Here is a 14936-nt window from a genome sequence, read left to right on the forward strand (position 1 = left end):
CAAAAGAACGAATTTTTATCCAATATTTTTGTAAATAAATGCGTAATGATAATTATTTTCGGTAAATGTTCCGGTAGAAAAAATTAGAAAATTATCGCGCTAAAAAAACGAATTTATAGAGGTTCCCTTATGAGCAAATCGAATTTTTGCCGGTTGCGCGTAATATCGAATCTGTTGCCTTATTGGCGCCGGGCACGATTGCCGGTGATGCTCGTTTTGGAGATGATAAAACGTTGATTTCTTTTGGCGGTTCTTCCGTTGCTGAAAATGCTTATTATATTAATGGTATGAATGTCACTAACTTTAGAAATGGACTGGGTGGGGCGTCGGTGCCATTTGAATTTTACAGTGACTTTGAAATTAAAACCGGAGGGTATTCAGCAGAATTTGGTCGCTCTACAGGGGGTGTTATCAATGCGGTGACAAAGCATGGCACCAATGAATTTCATTATGGTAACGTCAGTTATTTTTCACCCTCAGAATTTTATTCTGGTCAGCCAGACAGTTATCGTACCAACGGTGAAATCTACGATCACAATTCAAAAAATAAAGAAGGTCGTTGGGTCAGTGACTTTTATGTGAGTGGGCCGATTATTGAAGACACGCTTTTTTTCTATGCCCTTTATGAAATGCAAAGTACGGAGCGGGATTACACAGAGCGTGCCTCTGTGAATATTCGGAATGAAGAAACACAAGATGATGATTTTTATGGGTTGGATTTATTGTGGAATATCAATGACTACCATTCATTAAATTTAACGTATTTTAGTGATGAGCGGACGATAGAACGTGATTTGTATAAGGATTATGATTATCTGTCTAATCGAACCGGCGGTGCTGAATCATCAACGACCATTGAAAGTCGAGGTGGGGAAAACACCTTCTTGCGTTATGAGGGCCACTTTAGTGATGCGTTGACGGTTTCGTTATTGTATGGAGAGAATAAATACGATTTAGGGGATGATAATTCTAAATCGGGTATTTGCTCCAATATTCTCAATAACAACCCTGGTATTGATTTACCCAGAATTGCGGGTTGCTCCGGTGATTTTTTGGTGATTGAACTGGGTGAAGACAAAAGAGAAGCCTTTCGTTTTGATGTGGAATGGGCATTTGCTGAAAATCACTTACTTCGGTTTGGGATGGATAATGAAGTGAATTCTACCCAAACAGAGAATTTTTATGCTGGGCCTCATGGGCAGTATTATCGTTATTTTAGTTTGGCGCCGGGCTCTTCGCTTCAGGATGGTAATGTCGTACCGGATGTGAACGGCGATGGCAGTAATGTAGATGTCGTTCGGACACGGTATTTATACAATAATGGCGATTTTGAAACTGAGGCACGTGCGTTTTATTTAGAAGATATTTGGCAAGTGAATGCGAATTTGGAGCTGACGTTGGGTGTGCGCAGTGAAAATTTCGATAATAAAAACGGACGAGGTGAGACCTTTATTGAAATTAATGATCAAATTGCCCCTCGTTTGGGCGCACGCTGGGATTTCAGTGCAGGAGAAGAAAAATCGATTTTGTACGCTAACTGGGGGCGCTATTTTTTATCTATTCCCAATAATACCAATGCCCGATTGGCGGGTTTTGAGTTGTTTACGGAAACCTGGTTTTTATTTGACGGTGCCATTGACCCTGCGACGGATGCTCCGGCCAACATTGATGCGAACGGATTACCCACTGCCCAGGTGATCAGCCCGGTACATTACTTTGATGATGGGGAAATTGCCGATACGAGTACCATTGTGGACGCGAACATTGAGCCAATGTATCAAGATGAATGGATCGTTGGTTACAATCATCAATTAAATGATATGTGGAGTGTCGGGGTTAGTTACATTAATCGTGAATTGCAAAGTGGCATTGATGATGTGCAAATCGAAGAAATACATGAATATGTCTTAACCAACCCTGGAACGAGTATTACGGTTCGAGTACCTCAAGAAGATGGTACGTTACAGCAAAGAACCTTCAGTGCGGATGAACTTGGCTACCCAGAAGCGCAGCGCGAGTATCAAGCATTGCAAGTGACCTTTGATCGAGTGTGGGATGGTGTGTGGTCACTGCAAGGTTCCTACACCTATTCGGAATCGGAAGGCAACACAGAAGGGTTGGTGAAATCGGATAATGGACAAGGCGATGCCGGTATCACCACCGACTTTGATTTTGTCCAGTTAACAGACGGTGCTTTTGGGAATACGCCGAATGACCGGCCCCATCTTTTAAAAGTATGGGGAAATTACCAATGGTTTGAAACGTTGCGATTAGGGGGGGTATTTACCTTTCAGTCTGGTCGACCCATTAATCGTTTTGGGTTGGGTCATCCAGACGAGGACCCGTCCTATGGCCAAACTTTTTATTCATTTAACAATGAAACAGGAGAATACCGTTTTCATCCCAGAGGCTCACAGGGTCGAACACCATCCATCACCAATATTGATTTCAATATGGTCTACAGCACCAATTTATGGGGGGGAGACTTAGAGCTGAGACTAGATATTTTCAATATATTGGATTCTGAAAAGCCCGTGCAAATCTATGAAAATTCAGAAACCGGTTCACCGGGAAATCCAAACCCAGATTATCGTGCCATCATGTATTATCAAAATCCGAGAAGTGCGCGACTGGGCATGAGTGTGCGCTTTTAAAGGATGTGTTTTTAGACGGTATTTCTAGAGGCCTTAGAGTAACATGCTTAGCGGCTGCTTTTATGCAGCCGTTTTTGTTTTGTCAGCCGCCGTATTATATTGAGGGCAGATACGCTACAAGGTTTTATTAAGAATACCGTCGGGCCAGGGAGTCGTGATCAAGTCATAAACAGAACGTTAGGAGTATTCATGCAGTGGTTGGCAGTGGCAGCGGGAGGGGCGCTGGGGGCGTTGTTGAGATTTACCATCAGTACTTATTGGTTGCCGGTGCAAGGAGGGCAGTTTCCTTGGGCCACTTTTCTCATCAATATTTTCGGCTCGTTTCTTATTGGGGTGAGTTATATCGTTATTGTGGAAAAGGGCGTGTGGCCCATTGAATGGAAATGGATCTTAATTGCGGGTTTTTTAGGCGCCTTTACTACTTTTTCAACATTTTCGTTAGAGGCAATAACACTCTGGTTGCAGCATCAACCCGGGACGGCCATTATGTATGTTCTCTCGTCAGTGTTTGGCGGTTTGCTGGCGGCGGCCTTAGGGTTACACTTAGCGCCTAAATGGTTTTAGCGTTGTACACAATGCAATTTACGTTTGATTGTGTATGAAAATTAATCTCTATTCGAAACAGGCATCATGTTAGATTCAAAATTTGTTCGCACTCAACCAGAAGACGTTGCCGCGAAGCTGGTTAAAAAAGGATTCACATTAGACGTAGAGGCATTCCATGCTTTAGAGCAGTCTCGCCGAGATATTCAGGTGCGTACGGAAAGCTTGCAACAAGAGCGAAACAATCGATCAAAAAATATTGGTAAAGCTAAGGCCGCAGGGGAAGATATTGCGCCTTTATTGAAAGAAGTGGACGATTTAAAGCAGCAGCTGTCTGCTGCAGAGACTGAGTTAAGTGGCGTGCAAACGCAACTGGATGCGCTATTGGCGGAAATTCCGAATCTTCCAGACGATGCTGTACCAGAAGGGAATGACGAAGACGATAACGTAGAAGTTCGTCGTTGGGGCACTCCAAAGTCATTTGATTTCGAGGTGAAAGATCATGTGGACTTAGGCGCTGCGCTCAATGGGCAGTTAGACTTTGAAGTGGCCACTAAAATTACGGGCTCACGATTTGCGGCCATGAAAGGGGATATAGCACGTCTTCACCGCGCTTTAATTCAATTCATGCTAGATACTCATCAGCAAGATCACGGTTATGAAGAGATTTACGTGCCTTTCATTGTGAACCGCGATTCCCTTTTCGGCACCGGTCAGTTACCCAAGTTTGAAGAAGACTTATTTAAAATACAGGACGACCGTGGTTTTTATTTGATCCCGACAGCGGAAGTGCCTGTTACCAATATGCTTCGTGATGAAATCATTGATGCCAACCAGCTGCCGCTTAAATACACGTGTCACACGCCCTGTTTTCGCAGTGAAGCCGGCTCTTATGGTCGGGACACTCGCGGTATGATTCGCCAACACCAGTTTGAAAAGGTAGAAATGGTGCAATTCGTTAAGCCAGAGGCGTCCGATGACGCGTTGGAAGCCTTAACGAACAATGCTGAGGCCATTCTCGAGAAATTAAATTTGCCTTATCGTACTGTTATTTTGTGTGGCGGTGATTTAGGGTTTTCTGCTGCACGAACTTACGATATTGAGGTGTGGTTGCCGTCTCAAGAAAAATACCGGGAAATTTCTTCGTGCAGTAATTTTCGTGATTTCCAGGCACGTAGAATGAAAGCGCGCTTCCGTAATCCCGAAACCGGTAAGCCAGAATTTTTACATACGTTAAATGGTTCTGGTTTGGCCATTGGCCGCACCTTAATTGCCGTAATGGAAAATTATCAGAACGCTGATGGTACGATTGAAATACCCGAAGTGTTGCGTCCTTATATGGCGGGTAAAGCGGTTATTGGCAATCCTTAAACGCGTATAAACCGCTTTCTTAGTTTGTCATTTGGCATGTCATCAGGTTAATGGTCATCAGACATAGATGATGAGATTGCCGATGTGTGCACTTGGGATTCGAACCTGTAAAACTTAGGAAACAAAAAGAACGGTGATTGAGCAAAATAACAATGGAGCGCACAGCGCGCCGGGCACCACACCTATCGGTAAAGTGTATTTGGTGGGGGCAGGGCCCGGTGATCCAGAATTGCTAACACTCAAAGCTGTTCGAATTTTGGCGGAAGCCGAAGTGGTCTTATACGACCGCTTGGTTTCTGAACCCATTATGGCCATGGTGCCGCCTTCTGCAGAGCAGGTGTACGTGGGAAAGCGTCGAGCTGACCACGCTATGCCTCAGGCGAGTATCAATGATCTGTTAGTGCATTATGCGCAAGCTGGGAAGGTGGTGGTACGCTTAAAAGGAGGAGACCCTTTTATTTTTGGTCGCGGCGGTGAGGAATTGGAAGTCGTGGCACAACTGGGTATTCCTTTTGAAGTCGTGCCTGGGGTAACCGCAGCATCTGGATGCGCTACTTACGCAGGTATCCCGCTGACGCATCGTGATTATTCCCAGTCGGTGCGATTTATTACAGGCCATTTAAAAAATGGTGACATTAATCTGAATTGGAAAGAACTGGCACAGCCTGATCAAACTCTGGTTTTTTATATGGGGTTAGTCGGAATTACACAAATTGCTGAATCGATGATTCGCTATGGGCGTTCGCCCGATACATCTCTTGCCATTGTTGAAAAGGGCACGACTCCTGAACAAAACGTTCACATTACCACTCTCGCCGATGTTTCTTCATTGGTGGCTCACACCGATATTCACGCTCCCACATTGATTATTATTGGTGAAGTTGTGCAACTGCATCGCCAACTCCGCTGGCGTTGACCTACACTTCTGTAATTGGCATTTTATTTATCAATAGCCCATAAGCATTGAAGGATCTGTTGTACCGAATTAGTTGTACTAAATTAGTTGTACATAATCAGTTGTACCGGGTCAGCCGCACTTAACCAGAGTGAAATCATCACGCTATTGAAATTGGATTTCCTTGAATGCCAGCGTCGAGGTGTGTTTTGCTCAAGTGTACGCTTAAAGCGCCGATATATTTTTGAGTAGTGCTAGTTGGTACAGATAGCAGTTCTATGGCTATGCTTAATAACACATTGATGTGCCTTATAATTTTTTGACGTAAAAGCGGAGTGTTTCATGAGCTGGTTAAGTAGCCTGAGTATTAAGGTAAAGATATTATTAATATCCGGTGTGAGCATTGTCGGCTTCGTAGGATTTCTAATACTCATTGTTGACTCAGGTATTGAAAACAATCGCCGTCTCAGTGAGGTTATAGAAGTTCAGTTCCCGATTCTGGAGCTGTCTAATGCCAATATTGTGTTGCTCGATCGAGCCAAAGAGCTCATGGCCAGTGCGGCGGGAACGGGTGAACAAGAGATGCTCGACAATGCTCGATCACTCGGCACGCAGTTATTGGATAACGTGACTCAAATTGCCAATTTAGATGAGTCTCAGCGCTTGTCCATGGGGGAGTTGAAAGATCAGATTAAGTTTTATCAAGACAAATCCTATAGGCTGACGCAGTCGATGATTGATGGCACTGTGGACTTCTCTCGGATTGCGGAGATTGCCGAAGAAAAATCAAAGCTGGAAGATGGTGTGACGCTCGCTCTGAAAGAATACAAAAAAGCCAGTCTAACTCGCTTCCAAAATACCATTGAAGGCGTCAGCCAAACGGAAGAAGATAATCTCACCATGGGCGTGGTGATTGGTATGGCAACGGTAGGTTTAGTATTGATCATCAGTTTTAGTGTGGTGATTATTATTACCCGCAGCCTTGAAGACATTATCGGTTCATTAAAAGACATTGCTCAAGGCGAAGGGGATTTGACTCGTCGTATTCAACAAAACTCTTCGGATGAATTAGGCGATTTGGTTCATTGGTTTAATGTTTTTGTTGAGAAACTTCATGGCACCATTGGTGGTGTGGTTGAAGTCATTCAGCCTTTATCCGGTGTTTCTCAAGACCTAAAAGATGTATCGACAGAAACCGCTAGAGCGTCTTCTGAGCAATCCCAGTCGTCGGCGACTGTTTCGTCGGCCATGAGCGATATGTTGGCCAGTGTGAATGATGTGGCTCAACATGCTGGGTCAGCGGCGCAAGCAGCAACCGATGCTGATAATGAGGCTCAAGAAGGTAAACAAATCGTCCGCAATACCGTGAAATCCATTGATGATTTGGCGGCTGAAGTAGAACGGGCGGCAGAAGTGATTGTTAAGCTCGAGAGTGACACTGAGAGCGTTGGCGGTATCTTAGATGTTATCAAAGGCATTGCGGAACAAACTAACCTGTTGGCTTTAAACGCAGCCATTGAGGCGGCTCGTGCTGGCGAGCAAGGTCGTGGATTTGCCGTGGTTGCCGATGAGGTTAGAACCCTCGCTTCTCGTACCCAAGAGTCTACCCACGAGATTCAGAAAGTGATTGAACAATTGCAATCGGCAGCTCAATCGGCAGTGCAAGTAATGTCTCAGGGCAAAGAGCAAGCTCGGGTGAGTGTTGATCAAGCGGGCGCTACTGGGAATTCTCTGGAAGCGATTACCTCAAAGGTGGCATCCATTTCCGATATGAACATGCAAATCGCCGGTGCCACAGAAGAACAGCAGCGCCTTGCCAATTCTATTCAGTCCAATGTGAACTCCATGCGTGACTCTTCGCAGTTGGCTGAACGCAGTACAGAAAAAGTGTCGGCATTAAGTTCGGATTTACAAGGCCTTGCCAGTCGCTTGCAGCATGTTGCGGCCCAGTTTAAGGTCTAGAGCTTTTCACAACAGGTGGCTGAAATATGGATGGTATTCCCCCAAGCAGAATGCCAGTCGTCACTGCTCAGAAATTGTTGAAGAAAGTGGAGCGTAAAACGGACGTTACCGCACCGCTTTACGATGAGGCGGACCAAGAGGGTGAGCATGGTGGTCACGGTGATGATAGCGGCGACGACCATGGTACCGATGAGAGGGGCGAAGCCCTCATTGACGGATCGGTTGATGGCGTTGCTGATGAATTGAGAGAGTCATTCACTGATATTGATTCTGCAAAAGAAGCTGCTTTTACGGAACGGCGAAGCGGGAAAGACCGTCGGGGCCATCATGGCTCTAACTTGTATGAATGCCGTTCCGGTCAAGATCGTCGTCATCGTCATGGCATTAACACTAAGGTATAAGGTGTGCTTTTCTTCTGATGGGAGTGCCCCTGCTGATTTTTATCTGTGTACCTTCTTATCTGTGTATCCAGCACTGATGACCATTCTCGTTTTTCCCATTCCTTCCCTTGCAATTCATGGGTTCACTACCCATTTGATTCTCAGTGTAGGAATTCTCAAATTATAGAAACTCTCAAATTATAGAAACTCTCAAGTACTTTGACTCATACCCATAGTGTGTTTGTCTCAGTCAACGGGGGTGCTAAGTTCAACCTGGAGTGAAGTTTATGTCTGACTACGATTACGATTTGTTCGTTATTGGTGCCGGTTCTGGTGGTGTCCGCAGCAGTAGAATGGCGTCGCAGCTGGGTGCCAAAGTGGCCATTTGTGAAGATTTGTTTCTAGGGGGAACCTGCGTTAACGTCGGGTGTGTGCCTAAAAAGCTGTTTGTGTACGGTTCCCATTGCCATGAAGATTTTGAAATCTCAAAAGGTTACGGTTGGAATGTGCCTTCGCCTACCTTCGATTGGCCCACTTTGCGAGACAATAAAACTCAGGAAATCGAGCGGTTAAATGGCGTTTATCGAACCATATTAAGCAATGCCGGGGTTGAGTTGATTGAAGGCCGAGGAAGAATCATGGGGCCTCACAGTGTTCAAGTGGGTGAACATACCTACACAGCAGAGCGCATTATTATTGCTGTCGGAGGGTGGCCTTATGTGCCTGAATTCCCTGGCAATGAACATGTTATTTCCTCCAATGACGCTTTTTATCTTGAGACTTTCCCCTCATCTGTATTGGTAGTGGGGGGAGGGTATATTGCTGTGGAATTTACCGGAATCTTTAATGGCTTAGGGGCAAAAACAGAGTTGTCCTATCGCGGACCTCTATTTTTAAGAGGGTTTGATGACGATGTCCGCGAATTTCTTGCAGAGCAAATGAGTGCAAAAGGCATTCACCTTAACTTTAACAGCCAGATAGCCTCCATTGAGAAATTGGATAATGAAGCGTCTGAGAAATTATTGGTTACCTTTGCCGATGGCTCTCAAAAGCGGTTTGACTGTGTGATGTACGCGACAGGGCGAAAACCCAAAACCGCCGATTTAGGGCTTGAGCAAACACAAGTGCAATGCGCCAGTAGTGGTGCCATTCTTGTTAATGACGAATTTCAAACCCATGAGCCTTCCATTTATGCGATTGGCGATGTGATTGATCGTGTTGCGTTGACACCGGTCGCTTTAGCGGAGGGCATGGCCCTGGCTCACCGCTTGTATGGTAATCAGGAAAAGCCCGTGAGTTATGACAATATCCCAACGGCGGTTTTTTCACAGCCTTCTATCGGGACAGTAGGCCTGTCTGAAGCACAAGCCGTGGAGAAATACGGCGAAGTTAAGGTTTTTGTGTCGACTTTTAAGCCGATGAAGCTCACCATGACAGAGCAAACCGAGCGTACCTTGATGAAATTATTGGTGGATGCGCAGTCCGACAAAGTGATTGGGTGTCACATGGTTGGGCCTGAAGCAGGAGAAATCATGCAAGGTATAGGTATTGCGATGAAAGCAGGTGCGACCAAAGCGGACTTTGACAGCACTATAGGCATTCATCCGACCGCTGCTGAAGAGTTTGTGACCATGCGCGAAGTCAGTCGGGTTGTTCGGCGAGACGTGAAATAGTGATCTTCGGGGTCGTTATCTTGTCGTTATCTTACGGTGGGTAGGAATGATGGGTTGTCTTACTCAAGGAAGAGATTGGCGATCTATACTGATGTTTAAGTGAGGGGGAGTTGGACTGAACTGAGCAAAAAGGAGGAGGGTGTGCGCTTATCCATTTTGTTGTTTCCACTGTTGGTGTGGGGTCAATTCTTTATGCCCCGTTGGCGTGAAGAAGACCAGTTCGACCCCAATCATTGCCACTATCGCCGTTTTACATCGCAATACCGAGGTAAAAGCCGGCTAGTGAAAAGCCTTTGGATTGTGAATGGTTTAATCATGCTGAGCATGGCCTCTCCGGCCTTTATGGTGTCCTTTGGGTTGTTCATGACCTTTGTGTCGCTGATGATTTGTGATGAAACCGATTAATTGAATCGGGTGGTGGCCAGAGTAGGTTTAACTGACCCAGCTTTACGTGGTGTTCCTGCTTATCGCTTTAGCCCTTCAGTTGAGGCTTTGCCAACGGTACAACGCATTTAAGCTGTTATAACAATTTAGGCAATAAAGCCCTTGTTGTTTTCATGGTGAATACGATTCACTATGGCGTGCCGCTTTTATTCCTGTTTTTTTATTCTCTTTTTTATCCACGCTCTTTTACCTCTCCCTTTTACCTCCCCCTCATTGAATAAAAACACCAGCGAGTCTCAATAAAAAGCGAGTGTGTAAAATAATGTAAAGGGGGTTATGTGTAAGATATGTAGTGGTCTTGGCGTTATTGGATTTTATATTGCTTTGGTTTCACTGTATTTTTTTATTTTATGCTATAAAAATAGAGCTTGATGTTTCGGTGAAACGTTTTTGTATTTTATTTTTTATCTGTCTGTTTGGTCAGGTATGTTGTTTTTTTGATTTTTTTGGATGAGTTGCACGCTTTAAAATAATATAAAATGTCGTGAAAATTAGTATCGAAAAAAACTATTTTAAGAAGTGGGTGAGCAAGATAATATTGCCATTATGACAGGGCAATAAAGCCATCTACCTTTGATAATCGATCACTCTAATAAAACGTATTGTGTTGAGTAATGATTCAACTTTGAAGAATCGATGTTGTGTCTTAAACGTTTGTTATTGTGTTTTAAATGATAGTTATTGTGTTTTTAATGATAATTGCTGTGTTCTAAATGATAGTTGTATGCTGAACCATAACGGCATAGAGCGGCGCACCGAGCAAGGGAATAATTTTACGATGCCTTTTGTATTGCATAAGTATTGTGTTTTGTGGTTAGAGGAAAGTTGCAATGCCAAAGTCTTCTTCTAGGGTAAGCGGTGTTTTCTCGCATTTTGAATCACAGCCATATCAACTGCTGGAGAAAATAGGCGAGGGAGGGTTTGGCCAAGTTTTTTCAGGGGAGGATAGGGTAACCGGGCAGAAAGTTGCCGTTAAAGTGCTCTCAATTAATCCCAATTTTGACGATGAAAAGAAAAAAATATATCTACAGCGTTTCGACAGAGAGACATTAATTGGCAGTCGTCTTGAGCATCCTAATATCGTCAAGCTCATCGACAAAGGTCAATGTGCTGAGGACTTGGTGTATGCCGTCTTTGAGTTTGTTCACGGTCATTCTTTAAAAGAACAATTATTCGAATCTGGGCCGCTTTCCCCGCCTGAAGCGGCGTCTGTGATGTCACAAGTGCTAAAAGGATTGTCTCATGCTCATGAACAAGGGGTAGTGCATCGAGACATTAAACCCGCCAATATTATGCTAACAAAGGTGGGGGGAAAACTAACGGCAAAGGTGCTGGACTTCGGTATTGGGGCATTAATGCATGAAGCCCGTCAGCTCGATTATAAAAGTTTAACACTAACCCATGAAACCTTAGGCACCCCTTCCTATAGCTCTCCCGAGCAGTTGCGCGGGGACCCACCCACGCTAAAAACCGATTTATATGTGTGGGGTTTAGTTTTTATTGAATGCATAACAGGCCAGCCTGCCATATCCGGCAGTAATGTCGCGTCGGTGTTTCATCAGCAATTAAGTCCCTCCAATATTGCGTTGCCGGCAGGATTGGTAGGTCATCCTGTGTCCAAAGTATTACGTGGTGTACTCAGCAAAAATGTCAACGATCGCTCTTCATCAGCCCATGATGTTTTATCGTCGTTACGTGAATTAAATTTTTCTACGTTAATTGGAAGCTTTGGCCCTCGTCGTATTAAGGTGGATCAAAGTGGGCACCATATCAATGCATCACCAGATGAAACTCTTATCGATGAGGGTAGCTTTACCGTTTCCAATTTAACCGAGCGAAATCAAATTAGCGTCCTATGCTTGACGCTCAGCATTAAAACCACCCAGAACGAAGATAAGGGTGATGATGCAGTGGCTCACAGCGGTATCCAACAAGAAGCCATTGACCATGAAATACTGGATGCCTTGCACCGTGACAGAAAGTCTACGTGCAATGATATTGCACTGCGGTTTGGCGCAACCCATGCCGGTACTTTGGGGGATACCCAACTGTTTTATTTTGGCTATCCGGTGGTCAGTGATAATGATAGCCGGCTGTGCGCTCGGGCCGCACTGGAGATGATCAGCGATTTAAATAAACGTAATGCTATTCTCAAGTCGTCACAGGGAATTCAACTGGAAGCGCGAATGGGGGTGCATACCGGCATGGTGGTGTCTTACGCTGATACCATTCCAGAAGGGGACACGCCCAATATTGCCATGGAGTTGAGTCGCATGGCGTTACCTGATCATATTTTGTGTTCGGAAACTACCCGTAAAGCATTGGATCACAGCATTGAATTTGAGTCGTACCAGGCGGTGGCGCTTGGTGTTGACAGTAAACCGACGCCTTTATTTTTTATGACCGGCGAGCGCCGTGGAGAGGCCTTTGGCTTTTTACGTGCGAATCGTCAAAATGCTTTTTTTGTTGGCAGAGAGAATGAAATTTCCCTCATTCAAGATTTTCTCTCTTCAAACGAAGATTCAAAAAAAGACAGTTGTTATTTGCATATTTATGGTGAGGCGGGTATTGGAAAGTCTCGTCTGATTCATGAATTACGTTTGCATGAGCAAAACCGGAATCATTTTATTGGGCAATGTTTGCCGGAATACAAAAACAATGCGCTTTATCCGGTGTTAAAATGGGTCACTTACAAATATTCGCTGGATGCGCTTTCGCCTGAAGCGGCTGTAGCGATTTTTAAACGCATTTTGATCAATCAAATGGATGAGGAAGGTTATACTCTTCCATTATTGTGCGATTGGCTGAACATTCAGTGGCAAGGCGACACGCCATTCGCAGAATCAGAGAACGAGTACAGTCATTTAGAATACTCACATTTAGAGTACTCACATTTAGAGTACTCACATTTAGAATACCACGTCCAAAGGCAGTTGCTGTTTAATGCCTTGTCGCATTTGCTGATGCATCAATTGAGTACCGAGCCCACGCCCAATCATTTATTGATATTGGAGGATGTACACTGGGCAGACCCTGCGACTCAAGATTTTCTTGAGTATTTTGCCAAGCGTCTTAAAGGCTCATCTCATAAAGTGATCTCTACGTCACGGGAACCTTTAAAGAATACGTCATCGGAAAATGTAACGGCTTTATCTGTGCCCAAATTGAGCGAAGACGATACCTCACAATTTATTGAGCGTTTATTCGATAAGCAAGCCATTGCAAAAGAGGTGATGGCGGCAATCGTCCAGCGCACCGATGGTATTCCCTTGTTTGTGGAAGAATTGGTTGGCATGTTGCTCAGTAAAAAATTGGTGCACAAAATTAATGGTGCTATCCATTTTGTGGGGCCAAGCAGCTTGAGTGAAGTGCCAACCAGTTTGCTAGACTCGCTACAGCAACGCTTAGATGGATTGGTGTACGCCAAAGAAACCGTGCAATTGGCTGCCACGATTGGACGTGAATTCAGCGATCATTTATTAAAAGCCGCGTCCACTCGCACAGAAATGCAAATACAGGCAGATTTGGCGGAATTGGTGGATGCCGATTTAATTTTTATACGCCGACAAACCTCAGGTGATCATTACTTGTTTAAACACGCACTGGTGCGTGATGCCGCCTATGATCGGTTAACGAAAGAAAGCCAGCGTACTTTACACGGCAGTATCGCCGTTAGTATGGAAAAAGAAAATACATCGTCGCTTCAGCATGACCGGAGGTATGAAAGCACCTTGGTGGCGCTGCATTTTCAACAAGCAGAAGAATTTCAAAAAGCCTCTTCTTATTGGCAAGAGGCGGCCCAAACGTCGATTCGTCGTGCTAACACGGTACAAGCCACTTCGCACCTTAATAATGCCATTGAATGTATTACTCAATTACCCCGGTCGGAAGAGGTTATACAACAGGAAATCGAAGTGCGTAAACAATTGGGTACGGCGTATTCGATTACCCATGGGTATGCCAGCGAGTCCGTAACGGAAAACCAAGCCGTTATTACCCAGTTGCTTTCTTGTTTAGATAATCCGACGGAAATGTTTACGGTGTTGTGGGTATCGGCCATTAACCATATTGTTGGTGCTGATTACGGCCCCGCACAAACGGTGGTGGATGAGCTTGTGGCATTAAGCCATCGCATCGGGGATGCAGAGGCTGTGTTGCCTGCGGCCTTAATGCGGATTGGGTTGGATTGGCATCAAGGCAAGTTTTTGGACGCAAATACCCTCGCACAAACTGCCCTCAGTGAATATGACTTTCATCGTCACCATCATTTGGTTCAGGTGTATACCTACGACCCGGGTATTGCCATTATGATTGTGCAATCGTTAGTGGTATGGGCCCTTGGAGAAAAAGATCAGGCGCAAACGTTGTGTGAGACGGCTTTATCCTTATCTCGACAAGAGCAGCACGCCGCAGATTTAACCCATACGCTTGTTCGCGCCAGTCAATTAGCGGTATTAAATCGACAAGTAGGGCAAGCGTCAGCTTGGGCAGAAGAAGCGTATTGTTTATCTTGTGAGCACGATTTGGGTTTATGGAAGGCGTCGGCACAAGTGATTCGCGGGTGGGGGCAAAGTTTCCATGCCGCCAGTGCAGAGTTGTTAGCATCAACTCAAGAGGGGTTTGATGCACTGTGTGAGACGGGCACAAAAGCGCATTTATCGTGGTACCAAACGTTATTGGCGGAAACCTATTTTAATGGGGGTGAAACTGATAAAGCATTGAGTTTGTTAGAGCAGGCGATTGCAACGGCAAAAGCCACTCACGATGTATTGTATCTTGTGGAAACGTATCGATTAAGTCTGCAGATTATGGATCAACAATCTTCTGGCCGTTCAGCGCAGTTGATACCACGGACAGCAGAAATGCTAACACTATTACTTTCTCAGCAGGCCAGAGGATTCTTGCCTGATATCAAACACACACTGCAAAACACGGTGTTGTCCATCTTGAACGATCAAAATATACAAGAATTACTACAAGCTTGTACGGAACGATAAAGCGAAATAATGTGAGG

Annotated in this window: 9 protein-coding genes; all 9 read left to right on the plus strand. The window is 44.8% G+C overall.

All coding sequences use genetic code 11. The features are described from left to right. Positions 1-137: 137 nt before the first annotated feature. The 9 genes from LU351_RS18265 to LU351_RS18305 all read left to right on the plus strand — a co-directional run bounded on the left by LU351_RS18265 (position 138) and on the right by LU351_RS18305 (position 14919). Positions 138-2654 carry a TonB-dependent receptor plug domain-containing protein gene (locus LU351_RS18265; protein ID WP_332840166.1) on the plus strand — a complete coding sequence of 839 codons (2517 nt, stop codon included), beginning with the start codon at positions 138-140 and terminating at the stop codon, positions 2652-2654. Between the two features lie 189 nt (positions 2655-2843). Further along, positions 2844-3218, plus strand: coding sequence for a fluoride efflux transporter CrcB (gene crcB / locus LU351_RS18270; RefSeq protein WP_232595541.1), 375 nt, complete (start codon positions 2844-2846; stop codon positions 3216-3218). A gap of 66 nt (positions 3219-3284) precedes the next feature. After that, positions 3285-4568, plus strand: a complete 1284-nt coding sequence (gene serS, locus LU351_RS18275; RefSeq protein ID WP_232595542.1) for a serine--tRNA ligase — start codon at positions 3285-3287, stop codon at positions 4566-4568. Positions 4569-4701: 133 nt separating this feature from the next. Then, complete coding sequence (cobA, locus tag LU351_RS18280; protein ID WP_416053971.1) at positions 4702-5484, plus strand: uroporphyrinogen-III C-methyltransferase; 783 nt, start codon at positions 4702-4704, stop codon at positions 5482-5484. A 321-nt stretch (positions 5485-5805) separates the two neighbouring features. Continuing rightward, positions 5806-7425: a methyl-accepting chemotaxis protein gene (locus tag LU351_RS18285; RefSeq protein ID WP_232595543.1), complete on the plus strand. Its 1620-nt coding sequence runs from the start codon at positions 5806-5808 to the stop codon at positions 7423-7425. 26 nt (positions 7426-7451) lie between these two features. After that, positions 7452-7826: a hypothetical protein gene (locus tag LU351_RS18290; protein ID WP_232595544.1), complete on the plus strand. Its 375-nt coding sequence runs from the start codon at positions 7452-7454 to the stop codon at positions 7824-7826. Between the two features lie 266 nt (positions 7827-8092). After that, positions 8093-9478, plus strand: coding sequence for a glutathione-disulfide reductase (gorA, locus tag LU351_RS18295; RefSeq protein ID WP_232595545.1), 1386 nt, complete (start codon positions 8093-8095; stop codon positions 9476-9478). Positions 9479-9619: 141 nt separating this feature from the next. Beyond that, positions 9620-9883: a wax ester/triacylglycerol synthase family O-acyltransferase gene (locus LU351_RS18300; protein WP_232595546.1), complete on the plus strand. Its 264-nt coding sequence runs from the start codon at positions 9620-9622 to the stop codon at positions 9881-9883. A gap of 869 nt (positions 9884-10752) precedes the next feature. After that, a complete protein-coding gene (locus tag LU351_RS18305; protein ID WP_232595547.1) occupies positions 10753-14919 on the plus strand; it encodes a TOMM system kinase/cyclase fusion protein in 4167 nt (1388 codons plus the stop codon). Positions 14920-14936 lie beyond the last annotated feature (17 nt).

The organism is Marinibactrum halimedae, assembly GCF_021234875.1.
GTDB classification, from domain to species: Bacteria; Pseudomonadota; Gammaproteobacteria; order Pseudomonadales; family Cellvibrionaceae; genus Marinibactrum; species Marinibactrum halimedae.

Bases quoted from the DNA above. Each gene is read 5' to 3' on its own strand.
- LU351_RS18305 (WP_232595547.1), top strand. From the start codon at position 10,753: ATGCCAAAGTCTTCTTCTAGGGTAAGCGGTGTTTTCTCGCATTTTGAA.
- LU351_RS18285 (WP_232595543.1), top strand. From the start codon at position 5,806: ATGAGCTGGTTAAGTAGCCTGAGTATTAAGGTAAAGATATTATTAATA.
- LU351_RS18290 (WP_232595544.1), top strand. From the start codon at position 7,452: ATGGATGGTATTCCCCCAAGCAGAATGCCAGTCGTCACTGCTCAGAAA.
- crcB (WP_232595541.1), top strand. From the start codon at position 2,844: ATGCAGTGGTTGGCAGTGGCAGCGGGAGGGGCGCTGGGGGCGTTGTTG.
- gorA (WP_232595545.1), top strand. From the start codon at position 8,093: ATGTCTGACTACGATTACGATTTGTTCGTTATTGGTGCCGGTTCTGGT.
- serS (WP_232595542.1), top strand. From the start codon at position 3,285: ATGTTAGATTCAAAATTTGTTCGCACTCAACCAGAAGACGTTGCCGCG.